This window comes from Leifsonia sp. 2TAF2, assembly GCF_052115085.1.
GTDB lineage: Bacteria > Actinomycetota > Actinomycetes > Actinomycetales > Microbacteriaceae > Leifsonia.
Map to the genome: position 1 here is coordinate 153,736 of NZ_JBFRFY010000002.1, position 22,326 is coordinate 176,061.

The following is a 22,326-nucleotide window of genomic DNA, read 5'->3' on the forward strand; positions in this document are numbered from 1 at the left end:
CACCATGACCACGCCATCCATCCGTTCCCGCGTCGTCGTCATCGGCGGCGGCATCCTCGGCGTCTCGACGGCGGTCCAGCTGGTCCGCTCGGGGGCCGACGTGACGCTGCTGACCGAGAACGAGCTCGCGAGCGGCGCGAGCGGGCGGTCCCTCTCGTGGCTGAACACGGCGGGCCTGCGCTCGCCGGAGTACCACGCGCTGCGCCAGCTCGGCATCGACCGCTACCGCACGCTCGCGGCGCGCGCCGAGGTTTCCGTGTTCCTGCGGTTCGACGGCGGACTGACCTGGGCGCCCGAGGGCGACTCGTATGCGCCCATCCTGGAGCACGAGCGCGCGATCGGCTACGACGCCCAGTGGGTCACCGCCGCCGACGTCACCGACTGGACGCCCGGCGTCGACCCGGCCGCGATCGCCGATGAGGGCGCCATCTTCAACCCGGGCGAGGGATGGGTCGACCTTCCGTCGCTCATCGCCTTCCTCGCCGCCGAGTTCACCGCGCGCGGCGGACGCCTGATCACCGGCGCAGGCCACGTCGAGGTCGTGGTCGAGGACGGCCGCGCCGTCGGAGCCGTGACCCCCGACGGCCGCCGCTTCGAGGCCGACGCGGTGCTGCTCGCGACCGGTCCGGGTGTTCCGGCTCAGGTCGCCGAGCACGGCATCGAGATCGAGGACGGCAGCCCGACGGCGCTGCTGGTCTGGACCAAGCCGGTCGAGACGGAGCTGAAGGCCGTCCTGAACACGCCGAATGTGGCCGTGCGCCCGACCCCGACCGGCGCCCTCGCCCTCGACTCCGCGTGGTCGGAGGAGGCGCTCATCATCGGGGATGACGGCTCCGTGACCGTGCCGGACGGCATCGTCGACCGCCTGCTGGAGGAGGCCTCGCGCGTGCTCGCCGGCAACCCGGCGCTCGAGTTCGACGGCTTCGGCATCGGCGGCAAGCCGATCCCCGGAGACGGCGAGCCGGTCCTCGGCGAGCTGGAGCAGGTCTCCGGCTACTTCGTCGCGTTCACGCACAGCGGCGCCACGCTCGGGCTCATCGCGGGCGAACTGCTCGCCCGCGAAATCCTCACCGGCGAGAAGTCGCCGCTGCTCGACACGTTCCGCCCCGCGCGCTTCTCTGCCGCCCTGGTGTGAACGTCGCGGAGGGGGTCGCGGGCTTCGGCCGGCACCGCGGGATGGGGCCCCCTCCGCCCTCCCGGCCGTCTCGTCTTCGACTGCGTCTCCTAAGCTCGGAGCGTGGATGAGATCGAGGCGGCCGGGTTCCTGTTCGACATGGATGGGACGCTCGTCGACTCGACGGCGGTCGTCGAATCCGTCTGGACCGCGTTCGGCCACCGGCACGGCATCGACCCAGCAGCCTTGCTGGCCTACGCGCATGGACGCCAGGCGATCGATACGGTCTCGCACTTCCTCCCCGGGTTGAGCGAGGGCGAACGCGCCGACCTCGTGCGGCGGCTGGTCGCCGAGGAGGTCGGTCGCACCGAGGGGATCATCGAGATCCCGGGAGCGGTCGCGATGCTGGAGGCGCTCGTCACAGCCGGGGCACCGGTCGCCGTCGTCACCAGCGCCCCGCGCGAACTGGCGATCGCCCGGATGCGCGCCGCCGGCATCCCCGTCCCGGCCGTCGTCGTCGCGGCGGAGGACGTCGAGCGCGGCAAGCCGGACCCGCAGGGATACCTTCGTGCGGCGGCCTTGCTGGGCGTGCCCATCGGCGACTGCGTCGTCTTCGAGGACGCAGAGGCCGGCCTCGCGGCCGCCGTCGCGTCCGGGGCGCGCGCCGTCGTCGTCGGGCAGCACAGCTCGGCCACCACCGTCGACCTGACCCGCCTCACCGACTGGACCAGGATGCGCGCACTGCTGTCGCGGTAGTGCATTGCGCCGGGGCACATCCGGTCGCATCCGGGGCGCATCCCGTCGCCCGCGCACTGTCGGAGATTTCGCGGACATCGTCGGAGACCTGCCGCCTCTGCAGTCGGAACTCCTTCCGCACCGCGGTACGTCGGAGAATCGCAGCCCTTTCTCCGACCGAACGCAGGCTTCCACAGTTCCTCCTCACGAGTGCATTGCGCCGGGGCGTATCCGGCGAGGATCATCGGAAACATGGGCACGAAGAGCGCGCCGCGGCGCCTTCCCCGGCACCCGGCGTCCAGCCTGGCGGAACGATGGACCACGGTCGACGGGATCGACGTGTTCTACCGGGAGTCGCCGAGCCCGCCGGACGCCCCCGCGATGATGCATGTGCACGGTTTCGGCCTGTCCGGCCGGTATCTGCTGCCCACCGCCGAGCGGCTCGCGGGCGATTTCCACACGCTGGTGCCGGACCTCCCCGGCTTCGGCCGGAGCGGCAAATCTCCCAGCAGTCTCGACATCCCCGACCTCGCGCACGCCGCCGCGCGCTTCCTCGACGAGCGCGGCATCGAGAAGGTCACCCTGGTGGGCAACTCGATGGGCTGCCCGGTCATCCTCGAGTTCGCCCACCACTACCCGGACCGGCTCGACCGCGCGATCCTCGTCTCCCCGGCGGGCGGTCTGTACAACCAGCCCCTCCGCCGTGCCGTGGGTCAGCTGACTCGCGACGGCAGGCGCGAACCGGCGCGCATGATGCGGGTGGCGACGCCGGACTACCTCCGTTTCGGCGTGCCGAGCACGTTCAAGATGTTCAGCGCACTCACGCAGTACCCGTCGCTGGACCGGCTGCTCGAGCTGCACATCCCGACCCTGGTGGTGCTCGGCGACCGAGACCCGCTGATGCCGCACCCCGACCGCGTGCAGGAGATCGCCGCCCAAACGGACAACCACCTCTTGCTGGTCCGGATCGAGGGCGCCGCGCACGCGATCAACTTCAGCCACCCGGGCGAACTGGCCCACATCATCCGGCTGTTCATGGCCGACCGGCCGATCGTCGACGACCCGGACTCACCCGGCCACGCGAGCCTGTACGAGATCCACCGGGGAGCGCACCTCCCGCCGCGGGCTTAGGCCGAGTCGGCCGCGGCGCCGCAGATCGTCTCGCGGATCCACGCGTCCGTGTCGCTCAGCGGCAGCTCGCCCGACCGGATCAGGCGGACGAAGTCGATGGCGTGGTCGGTCAGGCGGCCGTCTGCCGTCTCGGGCGCATCCCGGCCGACGTGGATGGACAGCCAGCGGGCCGGGGTCGGGCCGACCCGTGCCGCCAGGGCGACGATCCCGGCGAAATGGCGCGCCTGGCCCTCGGTCCCGTCGTCGACGTGGTCGCGGAAGCCGCGGCCACGGATGCGGTTGGCGCCACCGCGACCTGCGTCGAGGAACCACAGGGGTCCACGCCGGACCCCCGCCACCTCGTGTCCGAGTTCGCGCAGGAACCGGCTGGGCGAGGTGGTGTCGGCGGCAAGCCGTGCGCACGCCTCCGCCAGCCGGCCGCACGCGTCCGAGCTCACTCCGCCCTCCCGCGCACGAGCGCCTCAGCGCCCGCCTGCCACCACACGCCGGCGGCCGGCCCGCCATTGCAGCTGCCGTCGCTGACGCCCGGATGCTTCACCCAGAGCAGCGCATCCAGCTTGCCGTCGGCGCCCTCGGTCACGCGCGGGTCCTGACCGAGTGCAGCACCGGGCGGATTGCACCAGTCGCCCGTCCAGCCCTTGCCGTTGCGGGAGATGTCGATGACGTAGTGCTTCCAGCCGACCTTCGAGGAGAGGCGCCCGGCGTAGTCGCGCTCGTTCTGGGTCGTGTCGAAGTTCGACACGTTCGTGAAGAAGCCGTGCGCATCCTGCACCCCTGCCTGCTTCAGCCACGCGGCCTGATCGGCAGCGGACAGCCAGCGGCCATTGCCGCCGTCGAGATACGTGGCCACCCCGGCCGATTCGAGGATGCGCACCGACGACCGCAGCAACGGCAACCGGACCTCGGCCGAGCCGGCGCATTTCGGGTCGGAGAGCATGGCGAGCGAGTCCGGCTCGAGCAGCACGACGGCGTGGCTGCCCTTCAGCGTGGATGCCATGCTCTGGATCCAGGGCACGTACTGGTCGGCCGCCAGACCGCCCTTCGAGTACCCGCCGCAGTCGCGGTTCGGGATGGCATACGCGACGAACACGGGCGTCGCCTTCTGCGCCTTCGCATCGGCGATGTCGTTCCGGAGTTCGGTCGTCAACCGGGCACCCTGGAACCACTCGCCGAGCCAGACCGCCGTCGGCACCTCGGCGATGCGGCCGGCGAACGACGCGGCCGCGGGGTCGCCGTCGGCGCTGAGGCGCTTCTCGGCGGCGGCGGCCTCGGTGTTCGGGTCGAGATAGAGGCGCGTGGATGCGAACGCCGGCGCCCGGGGGCCGGCGGTCGGCGTGGAGGTCGCGGCCGAACCGTCGGTCGCGCTCGCGGCGCCGGAGGCTGCCCGCGGGGGCGTCGAGCCGGGCACGGCGAACGCGAGCGCGACGCCGGCGGCCAGCAGCACGGCCGCCACGACGGCGACGGTGAGTACGACCGGTCTGCGCATCCGTCCCCCTCCGGACTCGTTCGGAAAGCACACCCTAACAGCGCACGGTGGACGGCATCCATGTCGCCCGGATTGGGGTACAAACTAATGTCCCCCAAACGACCCACAGACCGTTCTTTCTGGCTATGCTCGCGGATGTCACACCCGAGTTACTGTCTTGAGCCTCGCGACGCCGACCCGAAACCCGGCCCGCGAGAGAACCCGAACGCGCAAAAGGACGTATCGTGCACACCACCTCCTACAACCCTGCCCACGACAAGGCCCAGCTGCTCGCGCGGCGCCACGAGCGCGACCTGCACTGGGCCAAGGAGCGCCGCCGACAGCACGAGCGGGAAGCCGCAGAGGCCCGCGCAACGCTGGCGGCCCGACCGCTCCGCCTCGCACGGACCGCCCTGTGGACCGGCGGCTCGCTCCTCGCGGTCACGGCCGCCGCGTGGGCCGTCGCGCTCCTGACGGTCGCGCCGTCGTGGAGTGGCGCGGTCGACGGCGCTGGGGCGCTCGTCGTGCTCGCGGTCGTGGTCGCGGTCGCCTTCGCGCTCGGCCGCATCCGCGCCCGTCGCACCGCTGCGCGCGCGCTGCTCCGCAGCCGCGGTGACCGTCTGTCGCACACGCAGTACCACATCCACGAGAGCGTGCACTCGTTCATCGACGCACGCGTGGATGTGGTCAACACGCGGGCTTCGGTCTCGGCCTAAGCGCCGCCGGAGGCGGGTCCGTCCGCGGCCATCACCGGCCGGGGAGCGTGTTGAGCGCCTGCGACCGGGCCTCCAGGAGTTCCGCGTAGGTTCCGTCCCGTTCCGCCCAGCGGAGGCGGCGCGCGGCCTGGACGACGATCTCGTTCGGCGTCGGATCCTGGCTGAGGAGGTCGGTGACCTCATCGAGGAAGCCGTCGAGCGGAAGCGCGGCAGGGTTCACCTTCTCCTGACCCGCTGTCGCGACGGCCGGAGGGATGAGCTCGGTGACGGTGACCCCGGTGCCGGCGAGCTGCGCTCGGAGCGCCTCCGTATAGGCGTGGACACCCGCCTTGGACGCTCCGTACGTCGGCATCAGAGGGAACGGCAGGTATCCGATCCCCGAGGTGACGGTGATGATGTCCGCGCCGCCGCGGGCGATGAGGTGCGGCGTGAAGGCGTCGATGGTCCGGATTGTGCCGAGCAGGTTGACGGCGATGGTGGTCTCCGCAGCCTCGGCGTGCGCCGGGTCGCGGAGGTCTTCCATCAGCATGACGCCCGACATGGTGACGACCACGTTGAGGTCCGGGTGGGCGGCGAGCACGACATCCCGAGCCCGGGCCACCGAGTCGGCGTCGGTGACGTCGATCGTGACCGATTCGAGGTCGTCGACCTTGGTCGTGTCGCGTCCGGCGACGATGACGGTGCTTCCTGCGGCGGCGAAGCGTCGTGCCAGGCCGAGCCCGATTCCAGAGGTGCCTCCGACGATCAGTACGGTGCGATTGTTCAACTCCATGGTTCCTCTTCCTCCCGTTCGATGACGGGTCACGGCAATGCTCGCGCCGCCGGACCGACTGAGGCAGTTCCCCGCGGATCCGGGGAGTGACAGGACCCCCTCACGTTGGCGGAGCGCTCGGTATCGTCGAAGCATGGATGATGCGGCTCGGCCGAACGCGCTCGGGGAGTACCTGCGCGCCAGACGCGGGCTGGTCTCCCCGGAGCAGGTGGGCCTCCCGAACGGCCCGCACCGCCGGGTTCCCGGGCTGCGGCGCGAAGAGGTCGCGCTCCTCGCGGGAATCAGCGTCGACTACTACCTGAGGCTCGAACGCGGCCGGGACGACAATCCCTCCCTGCAGGTGCTCGAAGCCCTCGCGCGCGTGCTGCACCTGGATGCGGTCGAAGCGGCCTACTTGTTCAGCCTCGCCGGACCTCGCCCCCGCGTTCGGCGTCGTCCTCGCAGCGATGGCGTGCCGGCGCGACTCCACCATCTGCTCGCGGCTCTCGACGTGCCCGCCTTCATCGAGAGCAGATACTTCGACGTGCTCGCATCGAATCCGCTCGCAGTCGCGTTCTCGCCCCGCCTCGTGCCGGGAGAGAACCGGCTGCGGTCGCTGCTGCTCGATCCGGAAGAGCGCGAGTTCCACGCCGACTGGGAGGCTGCGGTGGTCTCGTTCGTCGCTGCGGCGCGGCAGACGTTCGGTGTGGACGCGAACGACCCGCGCGCGGTCGAGCTGATCGGCGAACTGTCGATCGCCAGCGCCCGGTTCCGCACACTCTGGGCACGTCACGACGTGCGGGCGCTCGACGGCGGAAGGGCCACCATCTCTCATCCGGTCGTCGGGACGCTCGACCTGTATCGAGAAAAGCTGCCCGTGGACGACATGATCCTGGTGGTCTACTACCCCCACGAGAACAGCGACGCCGCCGAGAAGCTTCGGCTGCTCGCGACGTGGGCCGCGCGAGCGCCCGAAGTCGGTTGAGCCCCCAATGTTTCTATAATCGAACACGTGCCCCCGACCGATGATGCCCAGCCCGCCACCGCCCAGACCACCGCAGCCCAGACGCCCCCGCTGCAGACGCTGTCACGCGGCATCCGGATGCTGGAGCTGCTGGCCGACGCCGGCGAACCACTGACCATCCCGGTGATCGCCTCCCGGCTCGGCCTGCACCGTTCGATCGCCTACCGCATCCTGCGCACCCTGGAGGATCACGGGCTCGTCGTGCGGGATGCGGCCGGGGCCGTGGAACTCGGCCCGCGGATGGCCACCCTCGCCCGGGCGGTGTCGCGCGATCTGCAGTCGGCCGCGCTGCCGCAGCTCACCGCCCTCGCCAACGAGTTGAGCATGACGGCCTTCCTCGCTGTGCTCGACCGGCACGACGTGGTGACGCTCGTGACGGTGGAGCCGTCGCACGCGCACGCAACGGTGGCCCAGCGTCCGGGCACGCGGCACCCTCTCGCGTCCGGCGCGCCGGGCATCGCCATCCAGTCCGCGCTGACCGAGGCGCAGTGGCGGGCGCTCCCCGGGGAGCATCCGCGCGACGAGGCGGCGGCTGCGCGCGAACGCGGATACGCGACCAGCCACGACGAGGTCATCGCAGGGCTCGCATCCATCGCCGTTCCGGTGCAGGCTGCCGGGCAGCCGGTGGCCGCGCTCGCCGTCGTCTACGTCACGAACGACGTGGATGCGCAGGCGATCGGCGCCCGCTTGCGCGAGGCGGCCGCGGCCATCGAAGGGGAGCTGCGGTGACGGTTCCGCCTCCGGGCGCGGTCGTGGCGGCATTCGCGGGTGAGGTGCCGATCGAGCGGCTCGCCGGTGGACGCGGAGTCACCTGGCGGGCCGGCTCGGTGGTCCTCCGGCCGGCCGAGGCTCTCGGCGAGACGGAGTGGGCCTCCGATGTCCTCAACCGACTGGAGCGCTCGGCCGAGTTCGCCGTCCCCGAGCCGTTGCGCGACGACCGGGGATCGTGGACGCGGGACGGCTGGCACGCCCAGCGGTGGGTCCCAGGAGCGGCGGATCCGTCGCGAGTGGATGACGTGCTGAGCGCTGGGGAGGCGTTCCACCGGGCGCTCGCTCGCGTTCCGAAGCCCGACTTCCTGGAGCGCCGCGATCTCCCGTGGGCCCGCGCCGACCGGATCGCCTGGGGTGAGGAGGAGGGGCCGTGGGATGCGCTCCTCGACGCTCTGCGTGCGGCGTACCGCCCGGTGCACCTGCCCGAGCAGCTCATCCACGGCGATCTGCTCGGCAACGTGCTGTTCGCCGACGACCGACCGCCCGCTGTCATCGACTGGGCGCCCTACTGGCGTCCAGCGGCTTACGCGAGCGCCATCGCCGTCGCCGATGCGGCGTGCTGGCATGGCTACCCGCTCGGTCGTCTCGCTTCCGACCACGGCATCCCCGAGTGGAGGCATCTCCTGGTGCGGGCCCTGGTCTTCCGGATGGCGACCCTGCACGTGCTCGGTGCCTGGTCGAACGACCTGACCCGCCGCCATGTGCCCGTCGTGCGGGCGGTGCTGGCCCTCGAGTGAGCGATCGGCCCTAACCGGAGCGGAGGCCTCCGCGGCCGACGAAGTCGCGGTGCAGCGCGGTCTGCGACAGCGCTGAGAGCAGGGTGAAGCCGGCCAGCGCATCCCAGCCGCCGGTCCAGGTCAGGCCGCTCGCGATCTCCCACACAGTGCCGCCGGGATGCGCGGCGACCTCGCGCGCTCGCCGTAGGTGGTGTTCGCGCAACGCCGCGCAGCGCTCGGCGAGGCCGTCGAACGGCTGCTCGTGCCCGGGAAGGGCCTGGCCGTCGAGCGCGCCGATCCGCTCCAGTCCGGCGAGGTAGTCCCCGACCGGATTCGTCGCCGAGGGCCCGCCGAGACCGAGGCCGGAATTGATGGTCGGCAGCACATGGTCGCCCGTGAAGACGAGGCCTGCGTCCTCATCGTGCAGGCAGAGGTGGCCGGGTGTGTGGCCCGGCGTCCAGAGCACGCGGATGCGGCGACCGGGCACGTCGAGGAGTTCGCCGTCGGTCAGCACGGCATCCGGCGGTGCCACCGCAGGGCCGACCGGTGCGGACGCGACCGCTCGCAGTTCTGCGCGCCGGCCGGCCGGAACGCCCCACGCGTCCAGGTCCGGAGACGGCAGGCCGCGCGCGATCGTCTCGACGGCCTGCGCCTCGCGCGCGTGCATCAGCACGGGCGCACCGGTCGCTGCGCGCAGGGCGGCCGCCCCGCCCGCATGGTCGGCGTGGAGGTGCGTCACCACGATCGAGGCGGCGTCGAGGGGGGTGCGGCCCAGCGCATCCACCGCATCCAGAAGACTTCCGGTGGCCTCGTCGGTCGGCGAGCCCGGGTCCACGACCAGCAGCCGCCCGCCGTGGTCCTCCACCAGGTACGCCAGGCTGTACGGCAGGCCGCCACCGGGCATCGGGATGCGCACCGCGTGCACGCCGTCGGCGATCGTCTCGAAGGGGGCCACGCCCACAGGCTAGACCGCCGGCGGGCGTGCCGCCCGAACGCGTCAGCGGGCCAGCGTCCGGGTGCCCAGGATCGGAGCGAAGAACGCCGCCAGCTCGTCCGTCGCGGTCAGCGGCAGCACCGCCGAGACGTACTGGTCGGGCCGAACCACGACGATCGCGCCGTCGCGGTCGACGCCGCGCGCTGCGAAGATGTCGTCGGCCGGGTCGGAGGCGTACACCTTCTCGTAGTCGATCAGGCCGAACGGACCCACCCGCGGCAGGAACAGTTCGGGCACGGCGCCGAGGTCGACCGAGGCGTGGTCATGCTGGTAGGTCACCTTCACGTCGAACCAGGCATCGGGGTCGGCGCCGGTCGGGGTCGCTGCCAGCGGAGACTCGGGCGAGGTCGACATCCACTGGGCGAGGTTCGACACGGCGGACGACTGGCCCGCTGCCGCGCTGTCGGCGAAGACGTAGATGCGCCAGCGGCCATCGGCCCGGGCGTGGTGGCCCAGCTGCACGGGGTTGCCGTCGCAGACCCGCTCGACGGGTGCGGACTTGAAGCGCTTCCCGATGGGGAAACCGGTCGCGAGCTCCTGGTGCGCGGCCTCGCCGACGATCAGCGACGGGGAGTACTGGGTCATGAAGCCCGCGGGGAACTCGGCGGTGCGCACGTAGAAGTCCTCCAGCTCCGACGGGCTGTCGAACTCCTCCGGCTTCTTCGCCATCAGTGTCGACCACTCCTTGTCGAAGTCGATCAGGTTCTTGGCGACGACCTGCCGTTCGGCCGAGTAGGTCGCCAACAGCGACTCGGGGGAGCGGCCGTCCAGCACATGGCCGAGCTTCCAGCCGATGTTGAAGCCGTCCTGCATCGAGACGTTCATGCCCTGGCCTGCCTTGGCACTGTGCGTGTGGCAGGCATCACCGGTGATGAAGACGCGCGGCGTGCGCATCCCCAGTTCGTGCGGCAGGACGTCGTCGAAGCGGTCGGTGAGGCGGTGGCCGACCTCGTAGACGCTGTGCCACGCGACGTTGCGCACGTCCAGCGTGTACGGGTGGAGGATGGCGTTCGCGCGCTCGATGATCTGTTCGATCGTGGTCTGGCGGACGGCGCCCTTGTCCTCCGGTGCGACCTCGCCGAGGTCCACGTACATCCGGAACAGATGCCCGCCTTCGCGCGGGATCAGCAGGATGTTGCCCGCTTCCGATTGGATCGAGCACTTCGTGCGGATGTCGGGGAAGTCGGTGACGGCGAGCGCATCCATGACGCCCCAGGCGTGGTTGGCCTGGTCGCCGGCGAGGTGGCAGCCGATCGCCTCGCGCACCTTGCTGCGTGCGCCGTCGGCGCCGACCACGTATTTGGCGCGCACGACCTGGAGGGCGCCTTCGTCCGGGCTGGCGGTCCGCCGGAGGGTGACGGCGACGGGATGCTCGCCCTCGCCGACCTCGAGCCCGACGAACTCGTAGCCGTAGTCGGGCGTCATCCGTGACGGCGAGTTCGCCATGACTTCGGCGAAGTAGTCGAGCACGCGCGCCTGGTTGACGATGAGGTGCGGGAACTCGCTGACGCCGGTCGGGTCGTCGACCGGGCGGGCGGTGCGGACGATGCGGGAGGGATCGGCGGGATCCGGCTTCCAGAACGCCATCTCGGTGATGCGGTACGCCTCGGCGATGATCCGCTCGGCGAACCCGAACGCCTGGAACGTCTCGACGCTGCGGGCCTGGATGCCGTCCGCCTGTCCGATCGCCAGCCGGCCGGGCCGCCGCTCGACGATGCGGGTGACGACGTCTGGGAACTGCGCGAGCTGGGCCGCGGCGATCATGCCGGCCGGGCCGGTGCCGACGATGAGCACATCGACCTCGTCGGGCAGCTCGGCAGGGCGGTCGATCCCGGTGCCTGCGGGCTCGTGGATGCGCGGATCGCCGGAGACGTAGCCGTGGTGGTGGAACTGCACGGGGTCCTCACTTCGTTGTGGGTCGTTCATTATGCGAACACCACGTTCGCATATCGCTCTCCATGGTAGCCGATCCGCCATTCCCGCGCGCCCGCGTCATGAACGGCGACCCAACGACGTCTCTAAGTCACATGGCCGTCCTCCCCGCTCTCCTCACCCGTCGCACGTTGGGTCGCCTCCTGCTGCACGTCATCCTGAGCGCCAATCTGCTGATCCAGGTGGCCCTCGTCGTGCTCGGCGTCGCTCTCCTGGTGGAGCCCGACTCCACGAGGACGGTCGAACTGCTGGCGGAGTGGAGCGTGATCGCCCTGCTCTATGTGATCGCTGTCGCCGTCGCCATCACCCTGATCGCGCGACGGCCGCGCACGCGGTCGCCCCAGCATCCGCCGCCACTGTACGTCAGTTGGGTGGCTCAGTTCGTCGGCGCAGCGTCCACGGTCATAGCCAGCGTCTGCGGGATCGCGGGCGCCGTCGAGGTCAGCGCCGTGTACAGCAATGCCGCCCGGGATACCGTCTCCGATGTCGTGGGGACCTGCGCGATGCTGCTGTCGTGGCTGCTGCTGCAGTGGGGCTACGCGCAGTTCTACTATCGCCGGCACTGCCGGGCGCTGCGGCCGGTCGTGGAGTTCCCCGGGGGAGCGACGCCTCGGCTCAGCGACTTCGTGTACTTCGCCTTCACGGTGGGCACCTCGTTCGCGACCTCCGACGCCGTGATCCTGTCGCCGTCGCTGCGCTGGTCGGTGACCAAGCACTCCATCCTCAGCTTCTTCTACAACGGCGCCATCATCGTGCTCGCGCTCAACACGCTCACGGCGCACCACTGATCCCCACGACCGACAGCCGCCGCGTAGCTTTCCGCAATAGAAGGCTTCTGAGCGGGAGTGGTGCCGCACCATAGGGGAATGTCGGAGTTCAGCACAGCCCAGGTGCATGCGGGAGAGGCCCGCGATGCCGCTCACGGCGCCCGGGTCACCCCCATCTACCTGACCGCGGGTTTCGAGTTCGACAGCTTCGCCCAGGCGGAGGGACGTTTCGGCGGAGGCGAGGCCGGCTACACCTACAGCCGCTCAGGCAACCCGACGACCGCCGCCCTGGAGCGCCGCGTGGCAGCGCTCGAGGGAGGCCGCGAGGCGATCGCGGTCGGCAGTGGGCAGGCCGCCCTGACGGTCGCCCTCCTCGGCCTCGTGCAGGCGGGCGACCACATCCTCTCCGCCCAGAACGTCTACTCGGGCACCCGCGGACTGTTCGAGAACGGACTGCGCCGGCTGGGCATCCAGCTCGAGTTCGTCGACGACCCGGCCGACCTCGCGGAGTGGCGGCGCCGCATCCGCCCGAACACCCGCGTCCTGTTCGGCGAGTCGATCGCCAACCCGGGGACCGACATCCTCGACATCGCCGGGGTCGCGGACGTCGCCCACGAGCACGGCATCCCGTTCGTCGTCGACAACACCCTCGCGACCCCGTACCTTCTGCGTCCAGGCGACTTCGGCGCCGACATCGTCGTGCATTCGGCGAGCAAGTACCTCGGCGGCCACGGGTCCACGCTCGGCGGTGTGGTCGTCGACCAGGGCAGCTACGACTGGTCCACCTCGCCGTTCGCCCACCTGACCGGGCCGGACGAGTGGCTCGAGGGCGCGAGCTACGTGCAGGTGCACGGGGCTGCGGCCTACACGGCGTTCTCGCGTTCGGTCGTGGCGTCCCTGTTCGGGCCGGTGCTGTCGCCGATGAACGCGTTCCTCATCCAGCAGGGCGTGGAGACGCTGTCGCTGCGGGTGCAGCGCCAGTCCGACACGGCTCTCGCGGTGGCGCGCTGGCTGGAGACCCAGCCGGAGATCACGCGCGTCGACTATGCGGGGCTGGAGTCGCATCCCTCGCACCCGCTCGCCCAGCGCTACCTTCCCCGCGGGCAGGGCGCGGTACTCGGCTTCCGGCTCGCAGGGGGCGCCGCCGCGGCGGAGCGTTTCTACGACGCGGTCGACCTGTTCAGCCGCATGACGCACGTCGGCGATGTGCGCTCGCTCATCCTTCACCCCGCATCGACGACGCACGCGCACCTCCCGGCCGAGGTGCGGGAGGAGACGGGGATCGGCGGCGGGCTGCTTCGGCTCTCGATCGGGCTCGAGGATGTGGACGACCTGATCGCCGACCTCGCCCGGGGGATCGCGGCGGTGGTGGCGGCGGATGTGACGGTGCCGGATGTGACGGTGCCCGATGTGACGGCGCCGGATGTGACGGTGCCGGATGTGACGGTGCCCGATGCCGTCGGCGCGGGACGGTAGGAGAACACCATGGCACGTCTTCAGCATTTCGGCTGGTTCTTCAGCCGCGGCTTCGGCCCTCAGGGGTGGGGTCGCCCGTACTGGGAGTGGGGCTACGACTGGAAGCGTCCCGACCTGTACCAGCAGTCGGCCCGCGAACTCGAGCAGGCGGGCCTCGACCTGGTCATCATCGAGGACGCGCTCTCGCTGGGGTTCCCCGACACGCTCGACCTCCGCGTCCGCGAGGCGTACGGCGGACCGAAGCACGACCCGCTCATCCTCTCGCCGTACCTTCTGGATGCCACCCGTCACCTCGGCGTCGCGCCGACCATCAACGCGGGCGCCTACCCTCCGTACGTCGCCGCGCGCCAGTTCGCGAGCCTGCACCACCTGAGCGGGCACCGGTTCGGCGTGAACGTTGTCACGGATGTGGGAAGCGCCCGGCACCTCGGGCTGCCGCAGCTGTCGCACGATGCCGCCTACGACCGTGCGGAGGAGTGGCTCACCGTCATCCGCCGCCTGTGGCACAGCTGGGATGACGACGCCCTCATCGAGGACGCCGCGACCCGGCACTTCGCCGACGGCTCCCGGATCCGTCCGTTCGAGCACGACGGCGAGTACTTCCGGCTCGCAGGCCCGCTCAACGCCGTGCCGTTCACCGACGGCGACCCTGCCATCGTCTCGCCGGGCGGTTCGCCGCGGGGCATCGCCTTCGCCGGCACCCACTCCGACGTGCAGCTCGCGCTGGCCCCGCTGGACGCGCAGAGCATTCGGGACTACCGGGCGAAGGTGCGCGAGGCGGCCATCGCCGCCGGGCGCAACCCGGACTCGATCAAGGTGCTGTTCGTGTTCAAACCGGAGGTGGTGTCGAGCGACGAGGAGGCGCGCCGCGTCGTGGAGGCGTCGAAGCATCCCACCGACGAGGAGCTGTACCGGGAGCTGGCCGGGCAGTCGAGCGACCTGGAGACCGACCTGACGACGTTCTCCCTCGACGAGCCGTTCGACGTCTCCGTCTTCGGTGACCACGTTTCGCAGGGCAGCATCAAGGGGCTGTTCGGCAAGCAGGGTGTCCGCGGGGGTGTGACGCTGCGCGAGCTCGTCGCGCCGAAGGTGGTGAAGGGCCGGATCGCCGACCGCGCGGGATTCGTCGGCACGGCCGAGCAGATCGCCGACTTCATCGAGCAACTGGGGGAGGAGGCCGACAACGACGGCTTCATCTTCTCCGGCGACCTGCACCCGGTGACGTTGCACCGCTACCTCGACGAGCTCGTCCCGGTGCTGCGGCGTCGCGGGATCCTGCGCACCGAGTTCGGGAACGGCGGCATCCGGGGCAACCTGTCCGACTTCTGAGCCGGGCCCTGTTCTCAGGACTTTCCGGGCTCCTCGTGCAGCCATGTCCTGAAAACGGGACATGGCTGCACGCTCCCCGCCGATTCTCCTGAATTCAGGTCTGGAGGCATCCCCGCGTCCTGAAAACAGGACCCTTCGGTGTCCGTTTCGCGCGGAGCCTGCACGCGTCCCGTTCCCTGCGATTCGCGTGCGGGCGGTCCTGTTTTCAGGACTTTCCGGGCTCCTGGTGCAGCCATGTCCTGAAAACGGGACATGGCTGCACGTGCGGCCCCGAGACTCCTGAATACAGGGCGCCGGCGGCGCGGATTGTCCTGAAAACAGGACCCGCGCGCGCCCTACCCGGCCTGCTCCTGGCGCGCCCGGAACGCGATCATGTTCACCCGGTTCCCGCAGCGGACGCTGCAGAAGCGCTTCGAGCCGTTACGGGACAGGTCCAAGACCAGACCAGTGCAGTCGTCGGCGGCGCAGACGCGCAGGCGGTCCATCTGGTCCGAGCGGATGACGTCGGCGAGGGCGAGCGCGACCTCGACGCGGATGCGTTCGCCGAGCGGGGCATCCTGGGCAGTCGCGTGGAGGTGCCAGTCGAATCCGTCGTGCCGCATCAGGTAGGGCAGCGCGCGGGCTTCGGCGAGCATCGCATTCACCTCCAGCGCGGCCGCGTCCCGGTCGAGCGCCCAGGTGAGCCGCAAGCGTTCGCGGGTTGCCCGCACGTCCCGCAGTTCGGCCTCGTCGCCGTCGACGCGACCCGAGTAGCGGCTCGCCGTGAGCAGCGCCGCGAGCTGTTCGGTCGTGACGAGCTCGTCCTCGCCGCTACGGGTCGCGCCCGGGTCGCTGTCGCAGAGCCTGACGGCGAACTCCAGCGCATCCACTGTGTCAGGGGCAAAATGCAAGTTGACTCCTTACTAGAGGCGCAGTAGCGTCAGGACCATCATCCCTCTCAACCCTGACAGGTGACCCCATGACGCACCGGCACCCGACCTCCGTCGGCCTTCTCATCGCGGTGGTGGCTGCCGCAACCTTCGGGATGTCGGGAGCCTTCATCAAACCGCTGCTGGAAAGTGGATGGTCACCGGTCGCCGCGGTCACCGCGCGCGCCCTGATCGGCGGCCTCGTGCTGCTTCCGTTCGCTCTCGTCGCCGTCCGCGGACGCTGGGCCGCGGTGTGGCGCGGTCGCTGGCGTCTGCTCGGGATGGCGCTGGTCGGGGTGGCCGGCACGCAGGTGCTGTACTTCGCGGCGATCCAGCGCATCCCGGTCAGCACCGGCATCCTCGTCGAGTACCTCGCCCCGGTGCTCCTGGTCGTCGTGGCCTGGGCGCTCAGCAGGAAGGCGCCGCGCGCGGTCGTGCTGATCGGGTCGGTCGTCGCGGTCGGAGGGCTCGTCCTCGTCGTCTCGCCCGACGGGTCCGGAGGTCTCGATCCGCTCGGCCTGATTCTGGCGGTGATCGCGATGGTCGGCTGCGCCGCCTTCTACGTCATCGCCGCCCGGCCGAGCGACCGACTTCCGCCCGTGGCGCTGGCGTCCGGCGGCCTGCTGATCGGCGCGATCGCGCTTGCCGCGGTGGGCGCGACCGGTCTGCTTCCGGTGACGGTGAGCTTCGCGGACGTGCCGCTCTTCGGCCAGGACACGGCCTGGTGGGTGCCCCTCGCGATCGTCGGGGTGTTCGCGACCGCGATCGCCTACGCCGCCAGCATCACCGCGACGGAGCTTCTCGGTTCGCGGCTGGCGTCCTTCACGGGACTGCTGGAGGTAGTGGCCGCGACCCTCTACGCCTGGCTGCTGCTCGGCGAACGCCTCACCCTGCTGCAGTTGTTCGGAGGTGTGCTCATCCTGGGCGGGATCGCGCTCGTCCGTGCCGACCGCGGCGACCCGGCAGTAGGAGCTGCGTCCGAGCCGCGCGCCCGCCAGCGCGAGCGGACGCTGCGCTAGGCTGGCAGGCTCGGCGCCGCCGGGCGGAAGGCGGCAGCATGTCCGAGCACGGCAGATCCGAGCACAGCCTGTCCGAATACGCGCAGGCGAACCGGGCCAACTGGGACGACCGGGCGTCGGCGCACGCCGACCGCGGCCCGCACGGCTACCAGGTGTCGCACTACATCGACGACCGCGCGGCGATCTCCGGCGTCGTCCGCTTCGATCTGCCGCGGCTCGGTTCGGTCGAGGGCCTCCGGGTGGTCCACCTGCAGTGCCATATCGGCACGGACACCCTGTCGCTTGCCCGCCTTGGTGCGCAGGTCACGGGTCTCGACTTCTCGTCCGTCTCGATCGAAGAGGCACGCAGGCTCGTCGCCGATACCGGGGACGACGTGGACTTCGTCGTCTCCGACGTCTACGACGCCACCGAGGTGCTGACGCCGGGGTCGTTCGACCTCGTCTACACGGGCGTCGGCGCGCTGTGCTGGCTGCCGCGCATCCAGCCCTGGGCTGCCGTCGTCGCCGACCTGCTCGCGCCGGGCGGCTCGCTGTTCCTGCGGGAGGGCCATCCCATCCTCTGGTCGACCGATGAGCGGCTCGGCGACGACCTGCACCTGCGGTTCCCGTACTTCGAGCAGCAGGAGCCTCTGGAGTGGGATTCGGACACCACGTACGTGGAAGCCCGGCGGCCGATCACCGCCACCCGCACGTACGAGTGGAACCATTCGCTCGGCGAGATCGTCACCGCTCTCATCGCTGCGGGGCTGCGTATCGACTTGCTCGTGGAGCACGACAGTGTGCCGTGGGAGGCGCTGCCCGGGCAGATGGTCGCTCGGCCCGATGGCGAGTTCGCCCTCGCGGCGCTCGACGGGGTGGCGCCGCTCAGCTACACCCTGCGAGCCACGAAACCGGCCTCATCTCCAGGCTGATTCCTCAGGCTGTACGGCGTGCGCGGTACGCGGCGAGCACCGGGGGAACGCCTTCGGAGAGCATCTTCGCCCTGACGCTCGACAGCAGCCGGGACATGGCGAACCCGCCGACACCGGTGAAGCCGGTGTGCTGCCACGTGAAGCGGGTGCCGTCGGGGACCTCCTCCAGCCGATACGTCACCCGGGTGAGGTCGTCGGAGTCCTTGTCGCCTCTCCAGGTGTAGCTGAGCGACCGGGGCGCGTCGACCGAGATCACTTCGCAGTAGACGATGCCCGCCCATCCGATCGTGGGCTTGCCGACGAGGGCGAACTCCGTGCCGGGGATGGGGGCGAATCCTTCCGGGCGTCCGCCGCGGCCGGTGGTGGTCCATTGGGCCACATACTCGGGGTCCGTCAGGACGGTCCACACCTCCTGGATGGCGTACGGGTACACGCGTGTGGTCGAGTAATCGCTCATGGTGACTCCTTGGCTGACCCGGTCAATCTAGCCTACCTACCGGTAGGTAGGCAACGGGCGGTAAGCTGCCGCCATGACGTCCGCACCATCCGCCGCCGGTCAGCGACGAGCCGGAGAGGAGACCCGCGCCCAGATCGGTCGCGTCGCTCTCGACTTGTTCACTACTCGCGGATACGAGGCCACCTCCATGCGGGAGATCGCCGAAGAGCTGGGGATCAAGAAGGCGTCGCTGTACTACCACTTCTCCGGCAAGGCCGAGATCGTGCGGTCGCTGTTCGACCAACGCGGCGACGAGGCGGAAGACCTCGTGGAGTGGGTTCGGCAGCAACCGCGGACACCCGAGCTGGTGCGTGCGGCCGTGCTGCGCTGGATCGACTCCTTCTCGGAGGACAAGCTGCGCGGGCTACGCTTCCTCGCCGCCAACCCGTTGCTGGCCCGGACGCTGGAGGGCGGTGGCCCCCGGCGCATCGGCAGTGCGCTGACGGACCTCTCGGATGCTCTCGCCGAACTCCTGCCCGAACGAAACGCAGAGACGGCTCTGCGGCTGCGGATGGCGATACTCAGCATCAATGCGGCGCTGGGGGCCTCCACCGGGGGTGGATTCGCCGGCTCGGACATCGTCGCCGCGGCTCGCGCGAGCGCGCTTGCGGCGGTGGACTCCCTCCTGATTCCCCGGACCGGTCCGGCCTGACCCCTTGCCGTCGGCCGGGCGCGCGCCGATGGTGGGTGCATGAATGCCACGAGCGCAGACGCCGAACGGCGCGGTCACGATGAGGACAAGTCGACGATGGATGTGCGCCTGACGGGCGTCCGCGACCCGAAGGACCCGGACGGTCTGCTGACCGTCGAAGAGGACGAGGACCGTCCCGATCCCTCCCGGTACGGCACGGCCGAGACCGACACGCTGGAGCGCGAACGCGCGCACGTCGCCCAGCTGGGAGCGGACGGGTCGTCGGACGACCTCCCGCAGGTGCCGCCGAAGCGGGGCGTGACCGGGCTGGGGTGACCGGGCTGGGCTGACCACCTTGCCGGACGGCGCGGGGCGAGAATGGTCGAATGGCCGTCCCCGCGACTGAGCGCATCATCCCCGTTTCGGTGAATCGCATCGAGCTGGAGGCCGCGGTCGCGTTCGGCACGCTGCGTCGCGCCTTCGAGGCTGAGGTGCCGCCGCTGGATGTGGCTCGCCTGCGCGAGCTGCTGTCGTCCGGCGCGGACTGGCGGCGGCTGTCGCTGGAGACCGCGGGCCCGGGCATCCACCGGTTCGTCCGGTTCTGGACGGATCACCCGACACCGGTGATGCGGGTGGGCGGCGCGGACATCCCGAGCGCGGTCTACCTGATCGGCGACTACTCGACCGCGGCCAGGATGTTCCGCCACGATCCCGGTGCGCTGCTGTACACGCCCCTCCGGGTCGAGCTGCACGCGACGAAGGCCGGCGGCACCGTGCTCAGCGTCGATCAGCCGAGCAGCCGGCTCGGCAGCTTCGGCAACAACAAGATCACGCAGGCCGGGTTCGAGCTCGACCGGATGCTGGGCGACCTGCTTGAGGAGCTCGACCTGCCGCGCCCCAGCGTGCTGCGTCGCTGACGGCCGCCCCAGCGGCACGAGCGGCTCAGCCGCTCACATCGGCCTCAGTTGCTGAGCGAACATCACCAGGATCCCGCTGGGCCCCCGGAGGTAGGTGAGCTTGTAGAAGTCCTGGTAGGTGGCCACGCCCCGAAGCGGAAAGTAGCCATGCTTGGCTGCGATGGAGAGGGACTCGTCGATGTCGTCGACACTGAACGCCACGCGGTGCATCCCGACGTCGTTGGGAAGGGTCGGCGCGGTCTCGATGGCATCCGGATGGATGTACTCGAAGAACTCGAGCCGACCATTGCCGTCTGGCGTTTGCAGCACCGCGATCTTGGCGTGGTTGCCGTCGAGGCCGACGGCAGTATCCGCCCACTCACCGCTGACGGTGTCGCGGCCGAGGACGGTGAGGCCGAGTTCGGTGAAGAAGGAGATCGCCTCTTCGATGTCGCGGACGGCGATGCCGACGTTGTCCAGTTTGATGGCCATCAGTGCTTCCCATCGTAACGGAGGGCGGGCTGTCCGCGCCGTTCCCGGCTGATGTCGTGCGCGCCCGTTGGGGTCGGTGTCAGTCGTCGCCGGGGACGTCCGGTCCGGTCACAGCGACCTCGCACCGGAACCAGGTGCCGACGATCCCGCCGGTGTCGACCCACGCCCGCACGACCTCGTAGCGGCGCGGGACATCGCCCTGCGTGGGCTGCTGGCCCATCGCGTCCTGGAGGGCGGCGGCGAAATCGGTCTGCGAGGAGCCCGTGATCAACATCGGAACCTGCTTCCCCGGCTCGACGGCGAGCCGATCTGCGCCGCACGCTACGGCATGCCCGGCTCCCGCGGCAATGACAGTGTCGGCGGCCCGGCGTACTGTGCCCGGCATGACCGACACCAGCGACACCACGAACGGCCCCGACGACGTGCTGGGCGCCCGCGGAGGAGACGAGGCGAACCCGGCGAGCAAGGACCCGTCCGAGTGGGTCACCGGCGACGAGCCGATGACCGCCTCGCAGCGCAGCTACCTGGACACCCTGGCCCGGGAGGCCGGCGAAGAGCTCCCCGCGGACCTCACCAAGGCGCAGGCCTCGAGCGAGATCGACCGCTTGCAGCAGAAGACCGGACGTGGCCAGAGCTGAGCGGCCTCGGCGGCCGACCGGCGGTCAGGACCGGAGGAAGTCGGCCACCCATCGAGCGCTGCGCTTTGGAGTGCGCTTCTGCGTCGCGTAGTCGACGTGGACGATCCCGAACCGGCGCGAGTATCCCCACGCCCACTCCCAGTTGTCCATCAGGGACCAGATGAAGTAGCCCCGCAGCGGCAGCCCGGCGTCGACCGCGTCGCGCGCGGCCTCGAAGTGCGCCTGGAGGTAGTCGACGCGCGCCGGGTCGTCGACCTCGCCGTCCGCATCCACGCGGTCGGGATATGCGGCCCCGTTCTCGGTGATGTACAGCGGGAGGTCGGGTGCCAGTTCGTGCGCCTGGCGCAGCACGTCGAGCATCCCGTCGGGGTGGATCTCCCAGCCCATCTGGGTCACCGGGGCGCCGGTCGCGACGAAACGCACATGCTCGCTGCCCGGGTAGGCGCTCGCCGGGGCGCCCTCCGCCGGAGCCGAGCCGGACGCGACCGTGTGGCGGCTGTAGTAGTTGATCCCGAGGAAGTCGATCGGCGCCGAGATGCGGCGCAGGTCCTCCTCGGTGGCGTGCTCGGCGAACCATCGGGTCTCGCCGAGGTCCTCGAGGACGTCCTCGGGGTATGCGCCGCGCAGCACCGGGTCGAGGAAGAACCGGTTGCTGAGACCGTCGATGCGGCGGGCGGCATCGGCATCCCCGTCCGAGTCGCCGGCCGGCTGCACCGAGTACAGGTTGAGCGTGGTGCCGACCCGCGCCTCCGGTCGCGCGTCGCGCAGCGCTTCGAGGGCGAGGCCGTGACCGAGGAGTAGATGGTGGCCCGCGTGCGCCGCGCGTGAGCCGAGAGTGCGGCCGGGGGCATGGTGCCCGCTGGCGTAGCCGAGGAACGCCGAGCACCACGGCTCGTTGAGGGTGATCCAGTCGGTGATCACATCGCCGAGCCGGTCGGCGACCTCGTGCGCGTAGTCGGCGAAGCGGAACGCGGTGTCGCGGTCGAGCCACCCGCCGCGGTCCTCAAGCGCCTGCGGGAGGTCCCAGTGGTACAGCGTCGCCCACGGGGTGACGCCGCGCTGGAGAAGGGACTCAGCCAGCCGACGGTAGAAGTCGACGCCCGCCTTGTTCGGCACGCCCCGGCCGTCGGCCTGGATTCGCGGCCACGCGATCGAGAACCGGTACGCGTCCATGCCGAGGTCGCCCATGAGCGCGACGTCCTCGGCCCACCGGTGGTAGTGGTCGTCGGCGACGTCGCCGGTGCTGCCGTCGGCGATCGCGCCTGGGCGCCGGGCGAACGTGTCCCAGATGCTGTCGCCGCGACCGTCCTCCCGCGTGGCGCCCTCGATCTGGTACGACGCGGTGGCCGTTCCGACGACGAAGCCGTCGGGAAGGTCGCTTCTGCGCATTGTCACTGCTCCTTGGGTTTCCTTG

Annotated in this window: 26 protein-coding genes; 16 read left to right on the forward strand and 10 right to left on the reverse strand. The window is 70.7% G+C overall.

From position 1 onward, the window contains the following. Positions 1 to 4 precede the first annotated feature (4 nt). The 3 genes from AB4Z18_RS12980 (at position 5) to AB4Z18_RS12990 (ending at position 2,980) form a co-directional block, all read left to right on the forward strand. Complete coding sequence (locus tag AB4Z18_RS12980) at positions 5 to 1,135, forward strand: NAD(P)/FAD-dependent oxidoreductase (RefSeq protein WP_441783151.1); 1,131 nt, start codon at positions 5 to 7, stop codon at positions 1,133 to 1,135. 102 nt (positions 1,136 to 1,237) lie between these two features. After that, positions 1,238 to 1,870, forward strand: coding sequence for an HAD-IA family hydrolase (locus AB4Z18_RS12985; protein ID WP_441783152.1), 633 nt, complete (start codon positions 1,238 to 1,240; stop codon positions 1,868 to 1,870). 231 nt (positions 1,871 to 2,101) lie between these two features. After that, a complete protein-coding gene (locus AB4Z18_RS12990) occupies positions 2,102 to 2,980 on the forward strand; it encodes an alpha/beta fold hydrolase (protein ID WP_441783153.1) in 879 nt (292 codons plus the stop codon). Here AB4Z18_RS12990 and AB4Z18_RS12995 read toward each other — a convergent pair. After that, on the reverse strand, positions 2,977 to 3,417 hold the full coding sequence (locus tag AB4Z18_RS12995; RefSeq protein ID WP_441783154.1) for a hypothetical protein: 441 nt from the start codon (positions 3,415 to 3,417) through the stop codon (positions 2,977 to 2,979). The two genes, AB4Z18_RS12990 and AB4Z18_RS12995, sit on opposite strands and share 4 nt — an antisense overlap. After that, positions 3,414 to 4,466, reverse strand: coding sequence for a glycoside hydrolase family 6 protein (locus AB4Z18_RS13000; RefSeq protein WP_441783155.1), 1,053 nt, complete (start codon positions 4,464 to 4,466; stop codon positions 3,414 to 3,416). Before AB4Z18_RS13000 ends, AB4Z18_RS12995 begins: the two co-directional genes overlap by 4 nt. A 224-nt stretch (positions 4,467 to 4,690) precedes the next feature. Here AB4Z18_RS13000 and AB4Z18_RS13005 point away from each other — a divergent pair, with 224 nt between their 5' ends. After that, entirely contained in the window at positions 4,691 to 5,161 is a 471-nt protein-coding gene (locus tag AB4Z18_RS13005; protein WP_441783156.1) for a hypothetical protein, read from the forward strand. A gap of 31 nt (positions 5,162 to 5,192) precedes the next feature. On the opposite strand, the gene AB4Z18_RS13010 is transcribed toward AB4Z18_RS13005, so the two are convergent. Beyond that, entirely contained in the window at positions 5,193 to 5,933 is a 741-nt protein-coding gene (locus AB4Z18_RS13010) for an SDR family oxidoreductase (RefSeq protein WP_441783157.1), read from the reverse strand. A gap of 133 nt (positions 5,934 to 6,066) precedes the next feature. Between AB4Z18_RS13010 and AB4Z18_RS13015 the strand changes: the two genes are divergently transcribed. The 3 genes from AB4Z18_RS13015 (at position 6,067) to AB4Z18_RS13025 (ending at position 8,444) form a co-directional block, all read left to right on the forward strand. Next, on the forward strand, positions 6,067 to 6,897 hold the full coding sequence (locus tag AB4Z18_RS13015) for a helix-turn-helix domain-containing protein (RefSeq protein ID WP_441783158.1): 831 nt from the start codon (positions 6,067 to 6,069) through the stop codon (positions 6,895 to 6,897). Between the two features lie 99 nt (positions 6,898 to 6,996). Further along, positions 6,997 to 7,665, forward strand: a complete 669-nt coding sequence (locus tag AB4Z18_RS13020; RefSeq protein ID WP_441784005.1) for an IclR family transcriptional regulator — start codon at positions 6,997 to 6,999, stop codon at positions 7,663 to 7,665. After that, a complete protein-coding gene (locus AB4Z18_RS13025; protein ID WP_441783159.1) occupies positions 7,662 to 8,444 on the forward strand; it encodes a hypothetical protein in 783 nt (260 codons plus the stop codon). Before AB4Z18_RS13020 ends, AB4Z18_RS13025 begins: the two co-directional genes overlap by 4 nt. 10 nt (positions 8,445 to 8,454) lie before the next feature. Here the strand turns inward: AB4Z18_RS13025 and AB4Z18_RS13030 are convergent, their stop codons facing one another. Together AB4Z18_RS13030 and AB4Z18_RS13035 are read right to left on the reverse strand one after the other, a co-directional pair. Beyond that, the gene (locus tag AB4Z18_RS13030) at positions 8,455 to 9,378 is read right to left on the reverse strand and encodes an MBL fold metallo-hydrolase (protein WP_441783160.1); all 924 of its coding nucleotides are present in this window, start codon (positions 9,376 to 9,378) and stop codon (positions 8,455 to 8,457) included. A 42-nt stretch (positions 9,379 to 9,420) separates the two neighbouring features. Beyond that, entirely contained in the window at positions 9,421 to 11,313 is a 1,893-nt protein-coding gene (locus tag AB4Z18_RS13035) for an FAD-binding monooxygenase (protein ID WP_441783161.1), read from the reverse strand. 131 nt (positions 11,314 to 11,444) lie between these two features. Here AB4Z18_RS13035 and AB4Z18_RS13040 point away from each other — a divergent pair, with 131 nt between their 5' ends. From AB4Z18_RS13040 to AB4Z18_RS13050, 3 genes are all read left to right on the forward strand, one after another. After that, positions 11,445 to 12,137 (forward strand): DUF1345 domain-containing protein, encoded by a 693-nt coding sequence (locus AB4Z18_RS13040; RefSeq protein WP_441783162.1) that lies wholly within the window; start codon positions 11,445 to 11,447, stop codon positions 12,135 to 12,137. A 78-nt stretch (positions 12,138 to 12,215) separates the two neighbouring features. Continuing rightward, positions 12,216 to 13,592 (forward strand): O-acetylhomoserine aminocarboxypropyltransferase/cysteine synthase family protein, encoded by a 1,377-nt coding sequence (locus AB4Z18_RS13045; RefSeq protein WP_441783163.1) that lies wholly within the window; start codon positions 12,216 to 12,218, stop codon positions 13,590 to 13,592. A 9-nt stretch (positions 13,593 to 13,601) separates the two neighbouring features. Then, positions 13,602 to 14,921: an NtaA/DmoA family FMN-dependent monooxygenase gene (locus AB4Z18_RS13050; protein WP_441783164.1), complete on the forward strand. Its 1,320-nt coding sequence runs from the start codon at positions 13,602 to 13,604 to the stop codon at positions 14,919 to 14,921. A 335-nt stretch (positions 14,922 to 15,256) separates the two neighbouring features. Here AB4Z18_RS13050 and AB4Z18_RS13055 read toward each other — a convergent pair whose 3' ends face one another. Next, positions 15,257 to 15,811 (reverse strand): CGNR zinc finger domain-containing protein, encoded by a 555-nt coding sequence (locus tag AB4Z18_RS13055; RefSeq protein ID WP_441783165.1) that lies wholly within the window; start codon positions 15,809 to 15,811, stop codon positions 15,257 to 15,259. 68 nt (positions 15,812 to 15,879) lie between these two features. On the opposite strand from AB4Z18_RS13055, the gene AB4Z18_RS13060 reads away from it, so the two are divergent. Together AB4Z18_RS13060 and AB4Z18_RS13065 are read left to right on the forward strand one after the other, a co-directional pair. Continuing rightward, positions 15,880 to 16,848: a DMT family transporter gene (locus AB4Z18_RS13060; RefSeq protein WP_441783166.1), complete on the forward strand. Its 969-nt coding sequence runs from the start codon at positions 15,880 to 15,882 to the stop codon at positions 16,846 to 16,848. 38 nt (positions 16,849 to 16,886) lie between these two features. After that, entirely contained in the window at positions 16,887 to 17,759 is an 873-nt protein-coding gene (locus AB4Z18_RS13065) for a class I SAM-dependent methyltransferase (RefSeq protein ID WP_441783167.1), read from the forward strand. A gap of 4 nt (positions 17,760 to 17,763) precedes the next feature. Here the strand turns inward: AB4Z18_RS13065 and AB4Z18_RS13070 are convergent, their stop codons facing one another. Next, on the reverse strand, positions 17,764 to 18,216 hold the full coding sequence (locus AB4Z18_RS13070) for an SRPBCC family protein (RefSeq protein ID WP_441783168.1): 453 nt from the start codon (positions 18,214 to 18,216) through the stop codon (positions 17,764 to 17,766). A 73-nt stretch (positions 18,217 to 18,289) separates the two neighbouring features. On the opposite strand from AB4Z18_RS13070, the gene AB4Z18_RS13075 reads away from it, so the two are divergent. From AB4Z18_RS13075 to AB4Z18_RS13085, 3 genes are read left to right on the forward strand one after another with little or no spacing between them, the layout of a single operon-like run. After that, positions 18,290 to 18,907: a TetR/AcrR family transcriptional regulator gene (locus AB4Z18_RS13075; RefSeq protein ID WP_441783169.1), complete on the forward strand. Its 618-nt coding sequence runs from the start codon at positions 18,290 to 18,292 to the stop codon at positions 18,905 to 18,907. Between the two features lie 39 nt (positions 18,908 to 18,946). Continuing rightward, a complete protein-coding gene (locus AB4Z18_RS13080) occupies positions 18,947 to 19,222 on the forward strand; it encodes a hypothetical protein (RefSeq protein ID WP_441783170.1) in 276 nt (91 codons plus the stop codon). A gap of 50 nt (positions 19,223 to 19,272) precedes the next feature. Beyond that, positions 19,273 to 19,803 (forward strand): hypothetical protein, encoded by a 531-nt coding sequence (locus AB4Z18_RS13085; RefSeq protein ID WP_441783171.1) that lies wholly within the window; start codon positions 19,273 to 19,275, stop codon positions 19,801 to 19,803. A gap of 33 nt (positions 19,804 to 19,836) precedes the next feature. Here the strand turns inward: AB4Z18_RS13085 and AB4Z18_RS13090 are convergent, their stop codons facing one another. Both AB4Z18_RS13090 and AB4Z18_RS13095 read right to left on the reverse strand, forming a co-directional pair. Further along, entirely contained in the window at positions 19,837 to 20,274 is a 438-nt protein-coding gene (locus tag AB4Z18_RS13090; RefSeq protein ID WP_441783172.1) for a VOC family protein, read from the reverse strand. A gap of 79 nt (positions 20,275 to 20,353) precedes the next feature. After that, positions 20,354 to 20,548, reverse strand: coding sequence for a hypothetical protein (locus AB4Z18_RS13095; RefSeq protein ID WP_441783173.1), 195 nt, complete (start codon positions 20,546 to 20,548; stop codon positions 20,354 to 20,356). A gap of 109 nt (positions 20,549 to 20,657) precedes the next feature. On the opposite strand from AB4Z18_RS13095, the gene AB4Z18_RS13100 reads away from it, so the two are divergent. Next, a complete protein-coding gene (locus tag AB4Z18_RS13100) occupies positions 20,658 to 20,912 on the forward strand; it encodes a DUF3072 domain-containing protein (RefSeq protein ID WP_441783174.1) in 255 nt (84 codons plus the stop codon). Between the two features lie 24 nt (positions 20,913 to 20,936). Here the strand turns inward: AB4Z18_RS13100 and AB4Z18_RS13105 are convergent, their stop codons facing one another. After that, the gene (locus AB4Z18_RS13105) at positions 20,937 to 22,301 is read right to left on the reverse strand and encodes a GH1 family beta-glucosidase (protein ID WP_441783175.1); all 1,365 of its coding nucleotides are present in this window, start codon (positions 22,299 to 22,301) and stop codon (positions 20,937 to 20,939) included. Positions 22,302 to 22,326 lie beyond the last annotated feature (25 nt).